The sequence below is a fragment of the Paracoccus isoporae genome (assembly GCF_900101865.1).
Taxonomy (GTDB): domain Bacteria; phylum Pseudomonadota; class Alphaproteobacteria; order Rhodobacterales; family Rhodobacteraceae; genus Paracoccus; species Paracoccus isoporae.
This window is the reverse complement of the sequence record NZ_FNAH01000004.1, coordinates 1-17,150: the sequence shown is the minus strand read 5'-3', so window position 1 is coordinate 17,150 and position 17,150 is coordinate 1. Positions and strand designations below refer to the sequence as shown.

Here is a 17,150-nt window from a genome sequence, read left to right as displayed (position 1 = left end):
CGCGCGTTCTTCCCATGCGGCTCTGTTCGGGTTATTCAGGGTTAAAACAAGAGCGCCGGAACAAGGCACAGCATATGAACGAGCAGATGGTTACGGGGGCCGCGGCCCCTGACAGGGATTTTGCATTGGGCTTTCAGCCGGACGGGGTGCAGCTTTTGCGCCGCGATGGCGGGGGCTGGTCCGAATTGGGGCGGGCGCTTTTCACCGGCGATCTGCGCGAGGGGCTGGGCGATTTCGCCCGCCAGCTTCGCGCCGCGAACGCGCCGGGGCTCGCGCTCGTCATCCCGGAGGACCAGATCCTCTATACCGACATGATCCTGCCCGAGGCATCGGATACGCGCGATGCGCTGCGCGCCGGGCTGGACGGGCTGACACCTTACCCGGTGGAGGATCTGGCCTATGACTACGCGCCGGGCGACGCCGCACCGGGCAGCACGGTCAAGATCGCCGCCGTGGCGCGCCAGACCTTGCAAGAGGCCGAGGATTTCGCCGTCCGCCACGGTTTCGCGCCGGATCGTTTCCTGGCCGCGCCTGCCGCGGGGCAGTTCCCGCATATGCCGGATTTCGGCCGCACCGACCTGGCCTCGGAATGGGCGCGGGCCGAGGAACTGACCGATATGGCGGGTGGCGACGCCGAAGCCGCAACCGACGCAGCGGGGGCTGACGCGGATGCCGATCTCCGGTCTGATGACAGTCAAGCGCCGATGGACGCGGAGACCACCTCCGCCGGTGACGCGACCGCGCCGGCCGTTGCGCAGAGCACGACGGACCCGTCAGCCACCCCGGTGCGGGACGATTCCGCACGTCCGGCAAATCGCGAGATGACAAGCGTGACCGTGACCCCGGCGGGCGGCGAAAGCATTTCCCCTCCGGTTGCGGCGTCTGTGCCTGTGCCCCAACCGCCGGTGATTTCGCGGATCACCGCGCATGTGGTGCCCGGCCTGCCTGTGCACACCAGTGAGACCCCGGACGCGGCGGCACCACGGGACGCGGCGGCTGCGGAGGTCGGCGTGGCCGCGCTTTCGGCGTCAACTGGCACGATCACCGGATCGGTCGCGGCAGCGCCCTCGGTCAATCGCGGCTCGATCATCCTGCCGGGCGAAACCGAAACGCCGCCGCCGGGAGCCCCGGACCCCGCCGCAGACGCGGACAGCACGGGCGACAGCACCGCGGCCCCTGCCGGAGAGCCCGTGACCGCGCGTCCGGCGGCACAGATGTCGGAACGGGCGCGGAAATTCCACGAACGGGCGCAGGAAGGCCGCAAGCTGCGCGCCGCGCCGACCCCGCCGCCGCGCGCGGCCGCCCCGGCCGGGCGGCGCAGCGGGCTGGCCGGCGCCCTGCCATTGGTGGGGGTGCTGGTCCTCGGGCTGGGCATCGCCGCCGTCGTCACCGGGCGCGACCCGGAGCCCAAGGACAGCGCGTCTGCCACGCCGGAAAGCGCCGTGCAGAGCCAGGCCGAGGCGCCGGCTTCCGCCGATCCGGCGGTGATGTCCGACAGCGTTCAGCCCGAGGCCGCGGCTCCCGGCGTCGCCACCACCCAGGCCGGTCCCGGCACAGGGGACAGCACGGATTCCGCGCCGGCGGTTCAACTGACCGAGGCGCAAGGCTCCGCCGAACCGGGTGCCGCGCCTGCGGTGCCCGCCGACGAAACCCCGCAAGACATCGCGCCTTCGGCCGATACGGCGGGCGCCACGGCGGTCCCGGCCGTCACGACCGGGCAGGGCAGCGAGGGCCAGCCCGCCGCCGAGGCGACGCTGAGCCAACCGCCAGCCCAGACCGCCACGAGCGCCGCGGCGCGGATGGTGGAATCGGCCTATGGCGACACCGATCCGCTGCCAGACAGCGCCCCGGCCGCGACGGTGTCAGATGCGGGGGCCGAGGCCTCCGAGGATGCGCCACAGCGCACCGCGCCCGCACCCTCCGCGCAGCCAACCGCCACGCCGCAAACCGCGACAGCGACCGGCCCGGCCGACAGCGCCGGCGATCCGGCCGCGGTCACAGGCTCGGCCCGGCCGGCAGCGCGTCCCGACGGGCTGGCCGCGCGCCGGCAAGCCGCCGGTGCTGCGTCGGATCCGCCCGCCACATCGCAGGCACAGGCGGCGCCGCAGCGTTCGGCGGCGCGCGCGCCGGTCAGCCGTCCGGGCGATTCCGCAGGCAGCACTGCGACCGCGCCGGCGGCGAGCCGCGCCGCACCCGGCGCCCCGGCAAGCGCCACGCTGCGCAGCTCGGCCCGGCCGGTCACCGCGCCCTCTCGCAGCGCCGGTCCCGCCAGCGGCTCCGCCGCGCCGGATCCACGGCCTTCGGTTCCGCGCAGCCCGCAGCCCTATGAGCGGCGCGACCAGCCGGAACCGACCGGGATCAGGCCGCCACCGAAGCCTGAGACAGTTTCCTCCGTTCAGGGCGCCGCGCTGCAGATGCAGCCGGCGCCTCGTCATTTCAGCATGTTCTCTGCGGCGGGTCACGACGCGATGCGGGAGTTTCTGGATGCGCCCTGGCGCGCGGCCTCGCAGCAGGCCTGGCCGCTGATCCGCACGGCGCAGGCCCGTCCCGCCCCGCGTCCGGGGCGCAGCGACGCGGTGGAGAGCGCGGTGGCCGATGCGCTGGCTGACGCGGTGGCGGGCGACCGGCCGCCGGCCGCGCCGGATGCGGCACCACGCGCCGCGGCGCCTGCATCGGCCACCGCCAGCAGTGCCACACCGCGCCTGTCGCGCTCGGCCCGGCCGCAGCGCCGTCCGGGGAATGCGGCCGGTGCCAGCACCTCCGGCATCGCCGCGGCGGCGGACAAGGCCGTGGAAAGCGCGATTGCAGAAGCCGTCTCTGCCTCGGCCGCGGTGCCGGGGCAGGTGGGCCTGACCGCGCTGCGCAGCTCCTCCCGGCCAATGCGGCGGGGCAATATTTCCAGCCGCAACGCCGGCACGGATGCGGCGGTGACAGCGGCCCTGGCTGCCCCGACCGAACGCGCCGGGGGCGAGGGAACGCTCGCCCCGGAGCCGCAGCCGGACGCGGCCGCGTCCAAGGCCGCCGCCGAGGCCGCGGCCCTGGCCGAGCGGCGGCGGCTGGATGATGAATTGCAGCGCCAGGCCGAGCAGCGCATCCGCGAACGCGCGGCCGCCGATGCGCGCGCGGCGGCGCAGGCCAAGGCCGCGGCAGAGGCCCGCGCCCGCGCCCAGGCCGAGGCCGAGGCGGCAGCGGCACGGCGGCGCAATCAGACCTATCGCCCGCCGGAAATCGACAACGAGCCCGAGGTGCAGCGCGCCTCGGTCACCCCCTCCAGCGGGTCGGTGGCGGGGGCCGCGACGAGCAAGGGGATCGACCTGAATGCCACGCAGTTGATCGGCACGGTGGGTGCGGGCAAGGCCAGCCGCGGGCTGATCCGGCTGCGCAACGGCAAGATCGTGACGGTCCGGCTGGGCGACAAGATCAATGGCGGGCAGATCACCCAGATCGGCGGCGGCGGGCTGCAATACCAGAAGGGCGGGCGCAAATACTCGCTGCCGATCCTGAACGGGCGCTGACCGGTCATGGCCGATTTCCTGCTGCTCGCCACAGTCTACCTGCTGTCGATGATCATCGCCGTGCCGGTCTCGGCCCGCCTGGGGCTGGGATCGGTGCTGGGCTATCTGATCGCCGGGATCGTGATCGGCCCGGTCCTGGGGATCGGCGGCGGCAATGCGGAGATGAACGAGCTTCAGCATTTCGCCGAGTTCGGCGTGGTGATGATGCTGTTCATCATCGGGCTGGAGCTGGAGCCGCGCGTGCTCTGGGCGATGCGGGCGCGGCTGATCGGGCTGGGCGGGTTGCAGATCTTCGGCACGCTGGGGCTGATCTTCGCGGTAGCCCTGGCGATGAACCAGTCCTGGCAGGTGGCGCTGGCGCTTGGCATGATCCTGTCGCTCAGTTCGACCGCGATCGTGTTGCAGACCCTGACCGAGAAGAACCTGATGCAGACCCGCGGCGGGCGCGACGCCTTCGCGGTGCTGCTGACACAGGACATCGCCGTCATCCCGATGCTGGCGCTGATGCCGCTTCTGGCGCAGGCGCCGATGCGGGCAGAGACCGGGGCGGACTCGATGGGCGGCGCGTTCATGGCGCAGCTTCCCGGCTGGGCGGCGACGCTGGCCACGATCGCGGCGGTGGCGCTCGTCATCCTGATCGGCAATTACGTCTTTCGCCCGCTGTTCCGCTTTGTCCATTCCGCGCGGCTGCGCGAGATGGACACGATCCTGGCGCTGTTCATCGTCGTGGGCATCGCCTCGCTGATGAGCTTCGTGGGTCTGTCGCCCGCGCTCGGCACCTTCCTCGCCGGGGTGATGCTGGCCGGGTCTGAGTTCCGGCACGAGTTGGAATCACAGATCGAGCCGTTCAAGGGGCTTCTGCTGGGGCTGTTCTTCATCACCGTGGGCGCGGGGATGGATTTCAACCTGCTGGCCGAGATGCCGGTGATCGTGATCGGCGTCACCGCCGTGCTGATTGCCATCAAGGCCGGGGTGCTGCACCTGATCGCGCGCAGCACACGGATGCCGGGCCGCGACCGCGCCCTGTTCACACTGTCGCTGGCCCAGGCGGGGGAGTTCGGATTCGTGCTGATCGCCTATGCGGTGTCGCTGCGCGTGTTGCCCGAACGGCTGGCGCAGGGTTTCCTGCTGGTCATCGCGCTGTCGATGCTGATCACCCCGCTTCTGTTCATCGCCAGCGACCGGCTGCGCCGGAGGGCGGGCGAGGTCGCGCCGGATGCGCCCGGCCCGGACGAGATCGAGGATCAGCAGCCCATCATCATCGCCGGGATCGGGCGCTTCGGCCAGGTGGTCAACCGGCTGGTGACGTTCTCGGGGCTGAAGACGACCGTGCTGGACCACGATCTCAAGCTGATCCAGCTCATGCGGCGCTTCGGCTTCAAGGGCTATTTCGGCGATCCGACCCGGCCGGAGATCCTGGCCGCGGCGGGACTGGACAAGGCACAGATCCTGGTCGCGGCCCTGGATGACCCGGACAACAACATCAAGCTGGTCCGCTATGCGCGCGAGAAACGGCCCGATCTGACGATCATCGCGCGGGCGCGGGACCGGATCACGGTCTATGCGCTCTACAAGGCCGGGGCCGACCACATCGTCCGCGAAATGTTCGATTCCAGCCTGAGGGTCGGACGCTATGTGCTGGAGAACGCAGGGTTTTCGGAATACGAGGCGCATGAGGCCGAGGCGATCTTCTACAAGATCGACCGGGCCAGCCTGCGGGAACTGGCCGAGCTGTGGGATCCCGCGCAGCCGACCGAGGCGAACGAGCCCTATATCGAGCGCACGCGGCGCGTGAACCAGGAGTTGGAATCGGCACTGATGGACCGCTTCTCGCACGGGCCCGCGGCGCCGCCGATCGTCCCGGATGACGACGATCCCGAGCCCGAGCACGGGTTGAAGGAGTGAGTGCGCGGCTGGCTAGCGCCAGCCGATCCAGCGGGGGGTGGTCCGGGCGTATCGCCGCCAGTCGGGGTCGCGTGACAGCACCGCCTCTTCGCGGCGGATCTGCAGGATGGCGGCGGCGGTCAACATCGCGGCGCCGGCCAGCATGATCCAGCCCGCCGGCGGAACGAGCGCCCAGACCAGCAGGATCTGACCCAGAAACACCGGATTGCGTGAGACGCGGAACGGACCGTCCGTGACCAGATCGCCGGTGGCGCCTTCGGCCGCACCGATGCGCCAGGATTGCCGCATATGGATCTGCCCCCACAGCGCAAGCCCGGAGCCGAGGCCCGCCAGCACCGGCCAGACCGGCAGGGCACTGCCGAAGCTGCGTTCCAGCGGCCAGAGCAGCAGGGCGGCGAAACCCAGCCGAAAGCCCGTGGCCTGCCAGCCCTGCCGGCCTGCGCCGAACAGCCAGACCGGCCGGTCACTGCGCCGAGCGGCGCGCCATGTCAGCAGCAGGAAGGCCGCCACATAGGCCGCGCCGATCAGCCATGATGCCATCTGCGTTTCGGTCATTCCGGCCTCATCCATTCCGAACCTGCGCAGTCTCGCGCCGAACCATACACGACCCGAGTCACGCCGCGCATGAAAAAGGGCCGCCCGAAAGCGGCCCTTTTGTCAGATCCGGCAACGGCTCAGGCCGCGCGGGCGACGAGCACTTCGTCCACTTTCTTCTGCGCGCCTTCGGCGTCGATCCCGCCGACGGCCGCGACCTCGCGGGTCAGGCGGTCGAGCGCAGCCTCATAGAGCTGACGCTCGGAATAGGACTGTTCGCGCTGATCGTCATTGCGGTGCAGGTCGCGCACCACCTCGGCAATGGCCAGCAGATCGCCGGAGTTGATCTTCTGTTCATATTCCTGCGCGCGGCGCGACCACATGGCGCGCTTGACCCGCGCCTTGCCCTTGAGCGTGGTGAGCGCCTGCTCCACCAGATCCGGGCTGGCGAGGCTGCGCATGCCGATCTCGGCGGCGCGGGCGGTGGGCACGCGCAGGGTCATCTTGTCCTTCTCGAACGAAATCACGAACATTTCCAGCGACATGCCGGCGACTTCCTGCTCCTCGATCGAGACGATCTTGCCCACGCCATGCGCGGGGTATACGACGAAGTCATCGGGGCGGAATTCGGATTTCTTGGCTTTGGACATTCCTGTTCCTTCCTTGGGCGCCGCCGCTGCGCAGGGTATCCGCGGCGCAAATGACCCATCGGCGGGACGAGCCCGTTTCCGCTGGGTCAGATTATTCGATTCATCTCTCCGCCGGGCAGACGGCGGTTGCCTTCCTTTCACGCCGGGAGAGGGCGTTCGCCCGGCATATTATGACAATAATATATCACAAAAATCGGCGTAGAAAAAGACGGCTCTCTGCACTGCGACATCGTGGTGCAGAGATCGTTTTAAATAAATAAAATCAATCTATTGGACGGCATATCTCGAAAGGATCGAGCGGCGCCGGGGCCGGTCTGACGACTCAGTCGCCCTCGCCGGGATTCGCACTGAAATACTTCTCCAGCTTGCCGGTGACGCCGTCCATCTCCTCATGGCCCGCCATCGGCTCCTTCTTCTGGGTGATGACCGGCCACTGCTCGGCATATTTCCGGTTCAGCTCCACCCAGGGCTCCATATCCGGCTCGGTGTCGGGGCGGATCGCATCTGCGGGGCATTCGGGCTCACAGACGCCGCAATCGATGCATTCATCGGGGTGGATGACCAGGGTGTTCTCGCCCTCGTAGAAGCAATCCACGGGGCAGACCTCGACACAATCGGTGTATTTGCACATGATGCAATTGTCGGTGACGATATAGGTCATCGCGTCCTCTCGGCGTTCGGTCCTTCACCTAGACCGCGCCGACCTGCCTTTCAAGCCAATTTCCTGCGGATTTCGCGCCGGCGCGGCCCGTCAGCCCTGCGCAAACGGCAGCGCGCCCCGGACCGCTTCTTCCGTCAGCCGGGACAGTGTTTTGCGATCCTTGCCACCGACGGGAACCGGTTCGTGAAGCACGATGTCCACGCGACCCTGTCGCTTCAGGGCCAGCACGGCGAGAATATGCGGCCCGAGCGCCATGTCGCCCCACCAGCCATAGATGCGCGGGTCAGAATTTTCCGGCGCGTGATAGATCGCGGTGACCGGCTGGACGGCCAGGTCACGCGGCAGGTCGGGGTCCAGGAACCCCTGGAACAGCGTCGGCTTGAAGGGCAGCACCCTGATGCCGTCGCTGGACGTGCCTTCGGGGAAGAACAGCAGCCGGTGCCCGTTGCGGGTGCGGGAGGCGAACTGCGCCGACTGGGCGGCGGCAAAACGGCGGTCGCGGGCGACGAAATGCGTGTCGGTGACGCGGGTCAGGATGTTGATGCCGGGCCAGGTCGAGACCTCGGATTTCGCGACGAAGAACACCGGCATGGCCGAGTTCAGCGTGAAGATGTCCAGCCAACTCGAATGATTGGCCACCACCGCGCCCGGCCCGGTCATCGGTCGTCCGATGCGCCGCCAGCGCAGCCCGATCGCGAACAGCACGCCGCGGCAGACCATCTGCACGAAAGGGCCGGTGACCGGGCGGCGCGGCCCGGCAAACACCCGTTCGACCGCGCGCAGCAGCACGAGGACCGGCACGCCGAGCGCAAGGATGCCGATGGCCGGGACACCGCGCCGCAGGATCCGCAGCCAGACGCGCCAGCCGGGCGGCGGCGTGACCGGGGGCGGATCCCCGATCCAGCCGGGCTGGCTTATTTTTTCGTCTGCCATCGGGTCGTGTAGAAATCGCGGTGCTTCGCTGACATGGCCGTCGTATCCATCAGCAGCAGCACATCGGTGGTGTTGAAATCGCGGTCCAGGAAGGCGCCGTGACCGACCCGGCCGCCAAGCCGCAGATAGGCCTTGATGAGTGCCGGCATCGCCACCATCGCGGCGCGGCGGTCGAGATCTTCCGGTGCGACCAGGTCCATGCGCTGGAAGCCCTCCGGTCGGGCGACGGGGCGGATGGAGTCGGGGGCCAGGTGGTTCTCATGCAGCCAGCTCAGCGGCTGGGCCAGGGCGGCGGCATCGGTGCCGTGGAAAGAGGCCACGCCGAACAGCACCTCGATCCCCAGTTCCAGCACGTATTCTGACAGCGCGTTCCACAGCAGATACATTCCCGCCCCGCCGCGATATTCCGGCAGCACGCAGGACCGGCCCAGCTCCAGCAGCGGGCGGCCGCAGGATTTCAGCAGCGTCAGATCGTATTCGCCGTCGCAATAGAACCGGCCGAACTCCGCTGCGCGCGTGCCGGGCAGGAGCCGGTAGACCCCGACGACGTGATCGAGCGCCGCCGGGTCGCGGCGCAGATCGATCAGGACGAGGTGATCGACGATCTCGTCGAACTCGTCGCGTTCCAGCCGCGCGGCGTGATCGACCATCGGGCCGTCGCCGCCCAGTTCCTCGACAAACACGCGGTAGCGCAGGCGCTGCGCGGCCTTCAGGTCGGCCTCGCTCTTGGCGATGCGGATGTCGAAGAAATTGCTGTCGGGATTCATGGGGTTACCTGACTGTCGCGTTGGGGGGTCTCTACGGAAATGCCCCGGCCGATGCAACTGCGATCAAAATTCTCAAAGTTGAGTGCGGGAGTATTGACTCGCCTTCAGGTCGCGCACATCTTTGTCCCGTGACGAGGTCATTCTTCATCGAAATCAATCAGTTCCAGTTGCACCCGCGATCCGTCGATCATCTGTTTTCCGGCTTCAGCGAAGTTCACCGTGATCCGGTCGCCGATGCGCGACTGCACCTGTCCCGGACCCCAGTCCGGCGCAGCAGGGTGGCGCACGATCATGCCCGGTTCGAGAAGTTCATTCATCACAAGGATCCTTTCCCATGGAATACGCCGATGACGGCAGGCTCGCAATCACTCAGCACGCGGACGCGTTGACGGCGCGGATTGTCGCGCTTGTCGGATCACGCATCTGCCACGATCTGATTTCGCCCCTGGGGGCGATCGGGAACGGGCTCGAATTGCTGCGCATGGCCGGGCCGGCCGGGGCGGTGATGGCCGGGGGCGAGGAGGTGGCGCTTGTCGAGGGCGCGACCCAGGCGGCGCGCGACCGGGTCGAGCGGTTCCGCATCGCCTTCAGCGCAGCGGGCAGCACCGCAAGGCTGACCCGCGCCGAGACTGAATCGCTGATCCGCGGCTTCGACGAGGCGGGGCGTCTGCAGATCGAGATCGACATTGATGCGGAGCATCCGCGCGGCATCGTCAAGCTGGGGGCGCTGTCGCTGATGTGCCTGCAATCGGCGCTGCCCTGGGGCGGGCGGGTTCAGATCCGCCAGAACGGCCGGGGATGGGCGCTGCACGCAAGCGCCGACCGGCTGCGGCGCGACCCGGCGCTGTGGGGGTGGCTGGCGCCCGACCGGGGCGATCTGCCGCTTCCGCCGGCGTCCGAGGTGCATTTCCCGCTGCTTGCCCTCTCCGCGCAGGAGATGGGCCATGCGCTCGACTGCGACATCCGTGAGAACGCGGCGCGGATCGCCTTCTGAGCAGCACCGCGCCGTCCGGGTCAGTCGCGCGTCGTGCCGTCGCCGGTGACCAGGTATTTGAAGCTGGTCAGTTGCTCGGCCCCGACCGGGCCGCGGGCATGCATCTTGCCGGTGGCAATGCCGATTTCTGCGCCCATGCCGAACTCTCCGCCATCGGCAAACTGCGTCGAGGCGTTGCGCATCAGGATCGCGCTGTCCAGTCGGTCGAAGAAGCGCCGCGCGGTGGCGTCATTCTCGGTCAGGATCGATTCCGTGTGACCGGAGCCGTGCTGGCGGATATGGCCAATCGCCTCGTCCACCCCGTCCACCAGCCGCACGGCGATGATGCTGTCCAGAAATTCGCGGCCGAAATCTTCCGCCGTGGCCGGTATTGTGCCCTTGATTGCGGCCAACTCGCCCGCGGCCCGCACCTCGACGCCCGCATCCAGCAAATCGCGGATCAGGACATCGCCATGCCGGTCGCGGAAGCCGCGGTCGATCAGCAGGCATTCCGCCGATCCGCAGACGCCGGTGCGCCGGGTCTTGGCATTGAGCACCACGCGGCGGGCTTTTTCCAGATCGGCCTCGGCATCGGCATAGACATGGCAGATGCCTTCGAGATGCGCGAAGACCGGCACCCGCGCCTCGCGCTGCACGAGCCCGACCAGCCCCTTGCCGCCGCGCGGGATAATGACGTCGATCAACCCCTGCGCGCGCAGCATCGCGGCGACGGCGTCGCGGTCGCGGGTCGGCACGATCTGGATCGCGGCCTCCGGCAGACGCGCGGCGCGCAGCCCTTCGACCATGCAGCCATGCAGCGCGGCGGAGGAATGGATCGAATCGCTGCCGCCGCGCAGAATCACCGCATTGCCCGATTTCAGCGCCAATGCACCCGCATCCGCGGTCACGTTGGGCCGGCTTTCATAGATCACGCCCAGAACACCCAGCGGGGTGGCAACTTGCTGGATATGCAGCCCGGTCGGGCGGTCCCATTCCGCCAGCACCCGGCCGACCGGGTCGGGTTGTTCGGCAATCGCGCGCAGGCTGTCGATGATCCCGCGCAGACGGTCCGGGTCCAGCCTCAGCCGGTCCACCATCGCGTCGGACAGGCCCTTCTCGGCGGCGTAGTCCAGATCCCGCGCATTGGCCTCCAGGATCGCCGCTTCGCCTTCGCGCACCGCGTCGGCGGCGGCGATCAGCGCGGCGTGTTTGCGTTCCGCATTGGCGAAGGCCAGTTCTGCGGCCGCCGCGCGGGCGGCCTCGCCCATCTGGCGGATCAACGTCTCGGTATTCTCACTCGCGCCATCCATCTGCGTCTCCTTTCAGGGCGATGCGCGCCCCGGATATGGGTCTAGCGCCGCGCGTCGGCCAGCGCCTCAACACCGGGCAGATCCTTGCCCTCCATCCATTCCAGGAAAGCCCCGCCGGCGGTGGAGATGAAGGTGAAATCGCCCGCCACACCGGCCTTGTTCAGCGCCGCCACCGTATCGCCGCCGCCGGCGACCGAGGTCAGCACCCCGTCACGGGTCAGCCGCGCGGCTTCCTGGGCGCAGGCATTTGTTGCTGCGTCGAAGGGCGGGATCTCGAACGCGCCGAGCGGGCCGTTCCAGATCAGCGTCTTGCAGGCGGCGAATACATCGTTGATCGCCGCCACCGTCTTCGGCCCGGCATCGAGGATCATCGCGTCGTCCGGGCAGGCATCCGCCGCCACCGTCTCGGATGCAGCGCCTTCCTTGAACTCGCGCGCGACGACGACATCGAGGGGCAGGTGAATGCTGCATCCGGTCGCGTCGGCCTTCTCCAGGATCTCTTTCGCCGTCCCGGCCATGTCGCGTTCGGCCAGAGACTTGCCGACCTCGATCCCCTTCGCGACGAGGAACGTGTTGGCCATGCCGCCGCCGATCACCAGGTGATCGACCTTCTCGACCAGGTTGGAGAGCAACTCCAGCTTGGTCGAGACCTTGGCCCCGCCGACCACCGCCACGACCGGCCGCACCGGATCGCCAAGCGCCGCGTCGAGCGCGTCCAGTTCCGCCTCCATCAGCTTGCCGGCCACCGCGGGCAGCAGACGCGCCAGCCCCTCGGTCGAGGCATGCGCGCGATGCGCGGCGGAAAACGCGTCGTTCACATAGACCGCGCCGAGCGCCGCAAGCGACGCGGCGAAGGTGGAATCGTTCTCCTCCTCGCCCGGATAGAAACGGGTGTTTTCCAGCAGCAAGACATCTCCGGGCTGCATCCCGGCGACCGCGCGCTTGGCCGGTCCGCCCACGGCTTCCTCGGCGAAGGTGACGCTCTGGCCGAGCGCCTGTTCCAGCGCCGGGACGATCTGCTTGAGCGACATCTCCTCGACGCGCTTGCCCTTGGGGCGGTCGAAATGGGCCAGCAGCAAGACCTTGCCGCCTGCATCCTGAATCGCCCGGACGGTGGGAATGATCTTTTCGATCCGCGTGGTGTCGGTCACCCGGCCATTGTCAGTCGGCACATTAAGATCGACGCGGGTCAGAACGGTTTTTCCGTCGAGGTCCATATCTTCGATTCGATTGAACTTCATGCTGGCCTCCGGTGAAATGACTGAGGGGGTTTTGGGCCATCCTCACGGGATCGTCAATGCGGCCGGACGGGTCCGCGCGCGGCTTCGTGCGTTGCAGGGCAGGGGCGGACAGGATAGCTGTAGCCCGACCCGAATGCCAAAGGAGGCCCGCATGGCCGAGATCAAGGATCCCGAAAACACCATCATCATCGAGCTGAAGGACGGCCCGGTCACCATCGAGCTTCTGGCCGATGTGGCGCCGAAACACGCCGAGCGGATGAAGGAACTCGCCCGCGCCGGAAAATACGACAACGTGGCCTTCCATCGCGTCATTGACGGGTTCATGGCCCAGACCGGCGACGTGGAGCACGGCAATATGGAGCAGGATTACAATGCGCGCCGCTGCGGCACGGGCGGCTCGGATCTGGACGATCTGCCGGCCGAATTCTCGAAGCTGCCGCATGATCGCGGGACGCTGGGGGCGGCCCGCAGCCAGGATCCCAACAGCGCCAACAGCCAGTTCTTCATCAACTTCAAGGACAATCATTTCCTGAACGGTCAGTATACCGTCTATGGCCGTGTCATCGACGGGATGGAGGCCGTGGACAAGATCGCCCGTGGCGAGCCGCCGGCGAACCCGGACCGGATGATCTCGGTCAAGGTGGCCGCCGATGCGTAAGCAACCGATCATCGCCGCCGCCCTGGCGCTTTGCTGTGGTGCCGCAGCCGCGCAGGGGCTTCCCGGCGTGTCAGACGGGCCCGGCCCCAACCTGGTGATCGAGGTCGCCGATGCCTCGGGCGAGAGCAAGGGCACGATCACGCTGGATCTCTATGAGGACAAGGCCCCGAACCATGTCGCGCGGCTGATCGAGCTGGCGCAGGACGGCGCCTATGACGGGGTGGTGTTTCACCGCGTGATCGACGGGTTCATGGCCCAGACCGGCGATGTGGAGTTCGGCCGGCAGGGCGGCGACACCGCCATGGCAGGAATGGGCGGCTCGGAGTTGCCAGATCTGGCGGCGGAGTTCAGCGATGTTTCCTTCCAGCCCGGCACGGTGGGCATGGCCCGCAGCCAGAACCCGGACAGCGCGAACAGCCAGTTCTTCATCGACCTCGCGCCCGCGACATTCCTCGACGGCCAATACACCGTGGTCGGCCAGCTGGTGGACGGCTGGGACGTGCTGAACGCGGTCAAGAAGGGCGATGCCGCGGCCAACGGCGCGGTGGAAGATCCCGATTACATGGCGTCTGTCACCGTCACCGAGTAACCGCGCGGCCTGAACGCAATCCGCATCGACGGCCCCGGAGCGTAGCCTCCGGGGCCGTTTTCATGTCTGCGCAGGGCGCATGGATTGCCGCAACGACAGTTTCTCTTGACTTGCCGATCCGATCCACCTATCGGTTCGCATAGCGGACGTGACGTCCGCAATTGGTTTCAAAGGTGAACTGTATGGCGTCGCGCCCGACCGGCCAGTCAGTCGCGCGGAACGCGGTTGTTGCAGTGCATCCGATGGGTGACGAGACGGGGGAGCAAGGATGGACAAGCGCATCGCCACATTGGAGGAGGCCGTCGCGCCGATCCAGGACGGCGCGTCGGTGATGATCGGCGGGTTCGGCAATTCCGGCGTCCCCTTCGGGCTGATCGACGCGCTGATCGCAAAACGGGCGAGGAACCTCACCATCATCTCGAACAATGCAGGTGCCGGGGATTTCGGGCTCGGGCTGTTGCTGCGCGAGGGGCTGGTGTCGAAATTCATCTGCTCCTATCCGCGCTCGCGCGGCTCGGTCTGGTTCGAGAAGGCTTATGCCGCGGGCGAGATCGCGCTGGAGATCATCCCGCAGGGCACGCTGGCCGAACGCATCCGCGCCGCCGGTGCAGGGCTGGGCGGGTTCCTGACGCCCACCGGCTTCGGCACGCGGCTGGCCGAGGGCAAGGAGACCCGCGTGATCGACGGCAAGGGCTACGTGTTCGAATTGCCGCTTTCGGCCGATTTCGCGCTGATCCGGGCCGAGCGCGGCGATCGCTGGGGCAATCTGAGCTATCACGGCACGGCGCGGAACTTCAATCCGGTCATGGCGACGGCGGCGCGGCACAGCATCGCCGAGGTGCGCGAGCTGTCGGAGACGCCGCTCGACCCGGAACGCGTCGTCAGCCCCGGCATCTTCATCGACCATGTTGTTGAATACGGAGTGCGCCCATGATCTCGCTGACCGATGAACAGCTTGCCGCGCGGCTGGCGCTGGATATTCCCGATGGCGCGTACGTCAATCTCGGCATCGGCAAGCCCACCCATGTCTCCTCCTATGTGCCCGCGGATCGGGAGGTGCTCTACCATTCCGAAAACGGCATCATCGGTGTCGGCCCGACCCCGGTGGAGGGCGAGGAAGACCCCGAGATGATCGACGCCAGCAAGCGTCTCATCACCGTCGCGCCGGGCGCGGCCTTCTTTGAGCATGCGGACAGTTTCGCGATCATGCGCGGCGGTCACATCGACATCGCGGTGCTCGGCGCCTATCAGGTGGCCGAGAACGGGGATCTCGCCAACTGGGCCACGCAGGATGAGAAATTCCCGCCTGCCGTCGGCGGGGCGATGGATCTGGTCGTCGGCGTGCCCTGCATCTTCGTGATGATGAAGCATGTCAACAAGGATGGCAGCCCGAAACTGCTGAAACGCTGCAGCTACCCGCTGACCGGGCTGGGCGTGGTCAACCGCGTCTATACCGATCTGGCTGTGCTGGATGTGACGCCGGATGGGTTCCGACTGGTCGAGTTGACCGATGGCAACAGCCTGGCCGATGTCCAGGCGGTAACCGAGGCCCGGATCCTGCCCCCGTCCTGACCGCGTCCTGACCGGCCGCCGCGGAGCTACGGCTTGCCGAGCGCCTCGACCGCCGCGCAGAGCCGGTCGCCATATTGCTCATGCAGTTCGTCCGCCGGGACCAGGAAGGACGGGCCGCCGATATTCACCCCGTATATCGCGCTGCCGTCCAGCGACCGGATCGGGGCGGCGATGGCGTTGATCTCCGGTTTCCAGTCGCCGAAGCTGGTGCAGTATCCGTATCGCGCGTAATCCGCCACGGCCTTGCGCAGGCTGGTCTTCAGCCTGTCGCGCTGACCCGGAAATTCGGCGATGGCCTTGTCCAGCACCCGCACCCGCTCCGCCTCCGGCATACCGGCCAGGATGGCGCGGCCGATCCCGGAATAGAACAGCGGCAGCCGCGCGCCCAGATCGATCGACAGCGTCACCGCCTGGCGCGAGCGTCGCACGGCGAGATAGACCGCGCGGGTGCCGCTGCGCTCGGCCAGGGCGACCGTGACATGGGCGTTCGGCCCGCGGCAGAGATCGGCGGTCAGCTCGCTGAACCGTGTGCCGACATCGGTCGCGGCCAGCGTGCTGAACCCGAGCTGCAGGACCTTGGGCCCCAGCCGGTAGGCGCCGGTCTCCGCGATCTTCAGCAGGAAGCCGGTCTTCATCAGCGTATAGGTCAACCGCGAGACGGTCGGACGCGCCAGCCCGGTGCGGCGCGCGATCTCCTGATTGGACAGGCTGCGATCGCCGGTGCCGAAACAGGTCAGGATCTCCATGCCGCGCGCCAGGGCGCTGACGAATTGCCGGTCGGCATCCTCCGCCTCCGGCCTGTCGGGGGTGAACCTGTCGGGGGTGATCTCGTCGTCCGGCATGGTCGGTCGCCTCTCCAAGACTGGCCGCGATGGCCCAACGCCGCCGCGACAGCGCCGTTCGGCGACGCGAATCGCGAGCTTCGCCTGAAAGTTTCGCATAGCGGACGAGATGAACGAAATCGAGCCGAGGCTATGCCGCGCACCGCATCACGTTGCGTCGACCGCAATTCCTCCGACCGGGACATGCGGCAGATATTCGTTTTATAAACAATCACTTATTGGTGATTTGAGAGCCATATGTCCCGCACCGTCTGAACTGGAGAGGTGGCCCTGTTGCGCTATCCGTGCGGATGCTTGATTTGCGATGCAGGATCATGTTAATTTCGCTATGCGGACAATTAAAACGCTAAGCGAACGGATGAAGATGTCGCGGATGCGCAATTCGATCGATCCGCACGGAGAGGGTTGTCCCATGATAATGCCGGTTGTCGCCACACGGGCCAAGCCGCGCGCATCCCGGCGGGCTGTCTCCTTGCGAGGAGCGGGGGACGGCGCAGCGGTGCAGCCCGTGACGGGCAACGGAACGGGGCTGATGCGGCGAAGCCGTCTCACCAGTGGAACAAGGACCAGGACTGATGCTTGAAGGCTATATTTTTGACGGATTGCGGAGCGCGTTCGGGCGTCATGCCGGGGCGTTGTCGGGGATCCGGGCGGATGATCTGGCGGCGCAGGTGATCTCTGCGCTGGTGGGCCGGTCGGATCTGCCGGTGGAGCGGATCGAGGATGTGATCCTGGGCAATGTCTGCCAGTCGGGCGAGGACAGCCGGAACGTGGCGCGGTTTGCGGGTCTTCTGGGCGGTGTGCACGAGGCGGCGGGCGGTCTGACGGTGAACCGGCTCTGCGGCTCGGGGATGGCGGCGGCGCTGGATGCGGCGCGCTCGGTGACGGTGGGGGAGGCGGATCTCTATCTGGCCGGCGGCACCGAGAGCATGACGCGGGCGCCCTTCGTGGTGGCCAAGTCGCCCGCGGCCTGGGCGCGCCAGCCGGAGATCTACGATTC

Annotated in this window: 17 protein-coding genes; 8 read left to right on the top strand and 9 right to left on the bottom strand. The window is 67.8% G+C overall.

Annotation, left to right across the window (positions count from 1 at the left end):
- Nucleotides 1–74: 74 nt before the first annotated feature.
- Together BLT73_RS17270 and BLT73_RS07935 are read left to right on the top strand one after the other, a co-directional pair.
- The gene (locus BLT73_RS17270) at nt 75–3,515 is read left to right on the top strand and encodes a hypothetical protein (protein WP_176805002.1); all 3,441 of its coding nucleotides are present in this window, start codon (nt 75–77) and stop codon (nt 3,513–3,515) included.
- A gap of 6 nt (nt 3,516–3,521) precedes the next feature.
- Entirely contained in the window at nt 3,522–5,420 is a 1,899-nt protein-coding gene (locus BLT73_RS07935) for a monovalent cation:proton antiporter-2 (CPA2) family protein (protein WP_090522630.1), read from the top strand.
- Between the two features lie 12 nt (nt 5,421–5,432).
- Here BLT73_RS07935 and BLT73_RS07930 read toward each other — a convergent pair whose 3' ends face one another.
- From BLT73_RS07930 to BLT73_RS07905, 6 genes are all read right to left on the bottom strand, one after another.
- On the bottom strand, nt 5,433–5,975 hold the full coding sequence (locus BLT73_RS07930; RefSeq protein ID WP_176805000.1) for a methyltransferase family protein: 543 nt from the start codon (nt 5,973–5,975) through the stop codon (nt 5,433–5,435).
- Nucleotides 5,976–6,094: 119 nt separating this feature from the next.
- The gene (locus BLT73_RS07925; protein ID WP_090522626.1) at nt 6,095–6,604 is read right to left on the bottom strand and encodes a CarD family transcriptional regulator; all 510 of its coding nucleotides are present in this window, start codon (nt 6,602–6,604) and stop codon (nt 6,095–6,097) included.
- Between the two features lie 322 nt (nt 6,605–6,926).
- Nucleotides 6,927–7,265: a ferredoxin FdxA gene (gene fdxA, locus BLT73_RS07920; protein WP_090522624.1), complete on the bottom strand. Its 339-nt coding sequence runs from the start codon at nt 7,263–7,265 to the stop codon at nt 6,927–6,929.
- Nucleotides 7,266–7,355: 90 nt separating this feature from the next.
- Nucleotides 7,356–8,198 (bottom strand): lyso-ornithine lipid O-acyltransferase, encoded by an 843-nt coding sequence (gene olsA / locus BLT73_RS07915; RefSeq protein ID WP_090522622.1) that lies wholly within the window; start codon nt 8,196–8,198, stop codon nt 7,356–7,358.
- Entirely contained in the window at nt 8,180–8,965 is a 786-nt protein-coding gene (olsB, locus tag BLT73_RS07910) for an L-ornithine N(alpha)-acyltransferase (protein ID WP_090522620.1), read from the bottom strand. Before olsB ends, olsA begins: the two co-directional genes overlap by 19 nt.
- A gap of 137 nt (nt 8,966–9,102) precedes the next feature.
- Nucleotides 9,103–9,282: a DUF3553 domain-containing protein gene (locus tag BLT73_RS07905; RefSeq protein WP_090522618.1), complete on the bottom strand. Its 180-nt coding sequence runs from the start codon at nt 9,280–9,282 to the stop codon at nt 9,103–9,105.
- Nucleotides 9,283–9,299: 17 nt separating this feature from the next.
- Here BLT73_RS07905 and BLT73_RS07900 point away from each other — a divergent pair, with 17 nt between their 5' ends.
- Nucleotides 9,300–9,959, top strand: coding sequence for a histidine phosphotransferase family protein (locus tag BLT73_RS07900; RefSeq protein ID WP_090522616.1), 660 nt, complete (start codon nt 9,300–9,302; stop codon nt 9,957–9,959).
- 20 nt (nt 9,960–9,979) lie between these two features.
- Here BLT73_RS07900 and BLT73_RS07895 read toward each other — a convergent pair whose 3' ends face one another.
- Together BLT73_RS07895 and BLT73_RS07890 are read right to left on the bottom strand one after the other, a co-directional pair.
- Nucleotides 9,980–11,248: a glutamate-5-semialdehyde dehydrogenase gene (locus tag BLT73_RS07895; RefSeq protein ID WP_090522615.1), complete on the bottom strand. Its 1,269-nt coding sequence runs from the start codon at nt 11,246–11,248 to the stop codon at nt 9,980–9,982.
- Between the two features lie 41 nt (nt 11,249–11,289).
- Nucleotides 11,290–12,489: a phosphoglycerate kinase gene (locus BLT73_RS07890; RefSeq protein WP_090522613.1), complete on the bottom strand. Its 1,200-nt coding sequence runs from the start codon at nt 12,487–12,489 to the stop codon at nt 11,290–11,292.
- Nucleotides 12,490–12,640: 151 nt separating this feature from the next.
- On the opposite strand from BLT73_RS07890, the gene BLT73_RS07885 reads away from it, so the two are divergent.
- The 4 genes from BLT73_RS07885 to BLT73_RS07870 all read left to right on the top strand — a co-directional run bounded on the left by BLT73_RS07885 (nt 12,641) and on the right by BLT73_RS07870 (nt 15,308).
- Nucleotides 12,641–13,147: a peptidylprolyl isomerase gene (locus tag BLT73_RS07885; protein ID WP_090522611.1), complete on the top strand. Its 507-nt coding sequence runs from the start codon at nt 12,641–12,643 to the stop codon at nt 13,145–13,147.
- A complete protein-coding gene (locus BLT73_RS07880) occupies nt 13,140–13,736 on the top strand; it encodes a peptidylprolyl isomerase (RefSeq protein ID WP_090522609.1) in 597 nt (198 codons plus the stop codon). Before BLT73_RS07885 ends, BLT73_RS07880 begins: the two co-directional genes overlap by 8 nt.
- Before the next feature lie 268 nt (nt 13,737–14,004).
- The gene (locus BLT73_RS07875) at nt 14,005–14,670 is read left to right on the top strand and encodes a 3-oxoacid CoA-transferase subunit A (protein ID WP_090522607.1); all 666 of its coding nucleotides are present in this window, start codon (nt 14,005–14,007) and stop codon (nt 14,668–14,670) included.
- On the top strand, nt 14,667–15,308 hold the full coding sequence (locus BLT73_RS07870) for a 3-oxoacid CoA-transferase subunit B (RefSeq protein ID WP_090522605.1): 642 nt from the start codon (nt 14,667–14,669) through the stop codon (nt 15,306–15,308). The genes BLT73_RS07875 and BLT73_RS07870 overlap by 4 nt, the downstream gene beginning before the upstream one ends.
- Before the next feature lie 26 nt (nt 15,309–15,334).
- On the opposite strand, the gene BLT73_RS07865 is transcribed toward BLT73_RS07870, so the two are convergent.
- Nucleotides 15,335–16,150 (bottom strand): IclR family transcriptional regulator, encoded by an 816-nt coding sequence (locus BLT73_RS07865; RefSeq protein WP_090522603.1) that lies wholly within the window; start codon nt 16,148–16,150, stop codon nt 15,335–15,337.
- A gap of 575 nt (nt 16,151–16,725) precedes the next feature.
- On the opposite strand from BLT73_RS07865, the gene BLT73_RS07860 reads away from it, so the two are divergent.
- Nucleotides 16,726–17,150, top strand: a 425-nt coding sequence (locus BLT73_RS07860) for a thiolase family protein (RefSeq protein WP_483874353.1), incomplete at its 3' end; no start/stop codon positions are given.

Bases quoted from the DNA above. Each gene is read 5' to 3' on its own strand.
- BLT73_RS07870 (WP_090522605.1), top strand. From the start codon at position 14,667: ATGATCTCGCTGACCGATGAACAGCTTGCCGCGCGGCTGGCGCTGGAT.
- BLT73_RS07900 (WP_090522616.1), top strand. From the start codon at position 9,300: ATGGAATACGCCGATGACGGCAGGCTCGCAATCACTCAGCACGCGGAC.
- BLT73_RS07930 (WP_176805000.1), bottom strand. From the start codon at position 5,975: ATGACCGAAACGCAGATGGCATCATGGCTGATCGGCGCGGCCTATGTG.
- olsA (WP_090522622.1), bottom strand. From the start codon at position 8,198: ATGGCAGACGAAAAAATAAGCCAGCCCGGCTGGATCGGGGATCCGCCC.
- olsB (WP_090522620.1), bottom strand. From the start codon at position 8,965: ATGAATCCCGACAGCAATTTCTTCGACATCCGCATCGCCAAGAGCGAG.
- BLT73_RS07875 (WP_090522607.1), top strand. From the start codon at position 14,005: ATGGACAAGCGCATCGCCACATTGGAGGAGGCCGTCGCGCCGATCCAG.
- BLT73_RS07890 (WP_090522613.1), bottom strand. From the start codon at position 12,489: ATGAAGTTCAATCGAATCGAAGATATGGACCTCGACGGAAAAACCGTT.
- BLT73_RS07905 (WP_090522618.1), bottom strand. From the start codon at position 9,282: ATGAATGAACTTCTCGAACCGGGCATGATCGTGCGCCACCCTGCTGCG.
- BLT73_RS07865 (WP_090522603.1), bottom strand. From the start codon at position 16,150: ATGCCGGACGACGAGATCACCCCCGACAGGTTCACCCCCGACAGGCCG.
- BLT73_RS17270 (WP_176805002.1), top strand. From the start codon at position 75: ATGAACGAGCAGATGGTTACGGGGGCCGCGGCCCCTGACAGGGATTTT.
- fdxA (WP_090522624.1), bottom strand. From the start codon at position 7,265: ATGACCTATATCGTCACCGACAATTGCATCATGTGCAAATACACCGAT.
- BLT73_RS07895 (WP_090522615.1), bottom strand. From the start codon at position 11,248: ATGGATGGCGCGAGTGAGAATACCGAGACGTTGATCCGCCAGATGGGC.
- BLT73_RS07925 (WP_090522626.1), bottom strand. From the start codon at position 6,604: ATGTCCAAAGCCAAGAAATCCGAATTCCGCCCCGATGACTTCGTCGTA.
- BLT73_RS07885 (WP_090522611.1), top strand. From the start codon at position 12,641: ATGGCCGAGATCAAGGATCCCGAAAACACCATCATCATCGAGCTGAAG.
- BLT73_RS07880 (WP_090522609.1), top strand. From the start codon at position 13,140: ATGCGTAAGCAACCGATCATCGCCGCCGCCCTGGCGCTTTGCTGTGGT.
- BLT73_RS07935 (WP_090522630.1), top strand. From the start codon at position 3,522: ATGGCCGATTTCCTGCTGCTCGCCACAGTCTACCTGCTGTCGATGATC.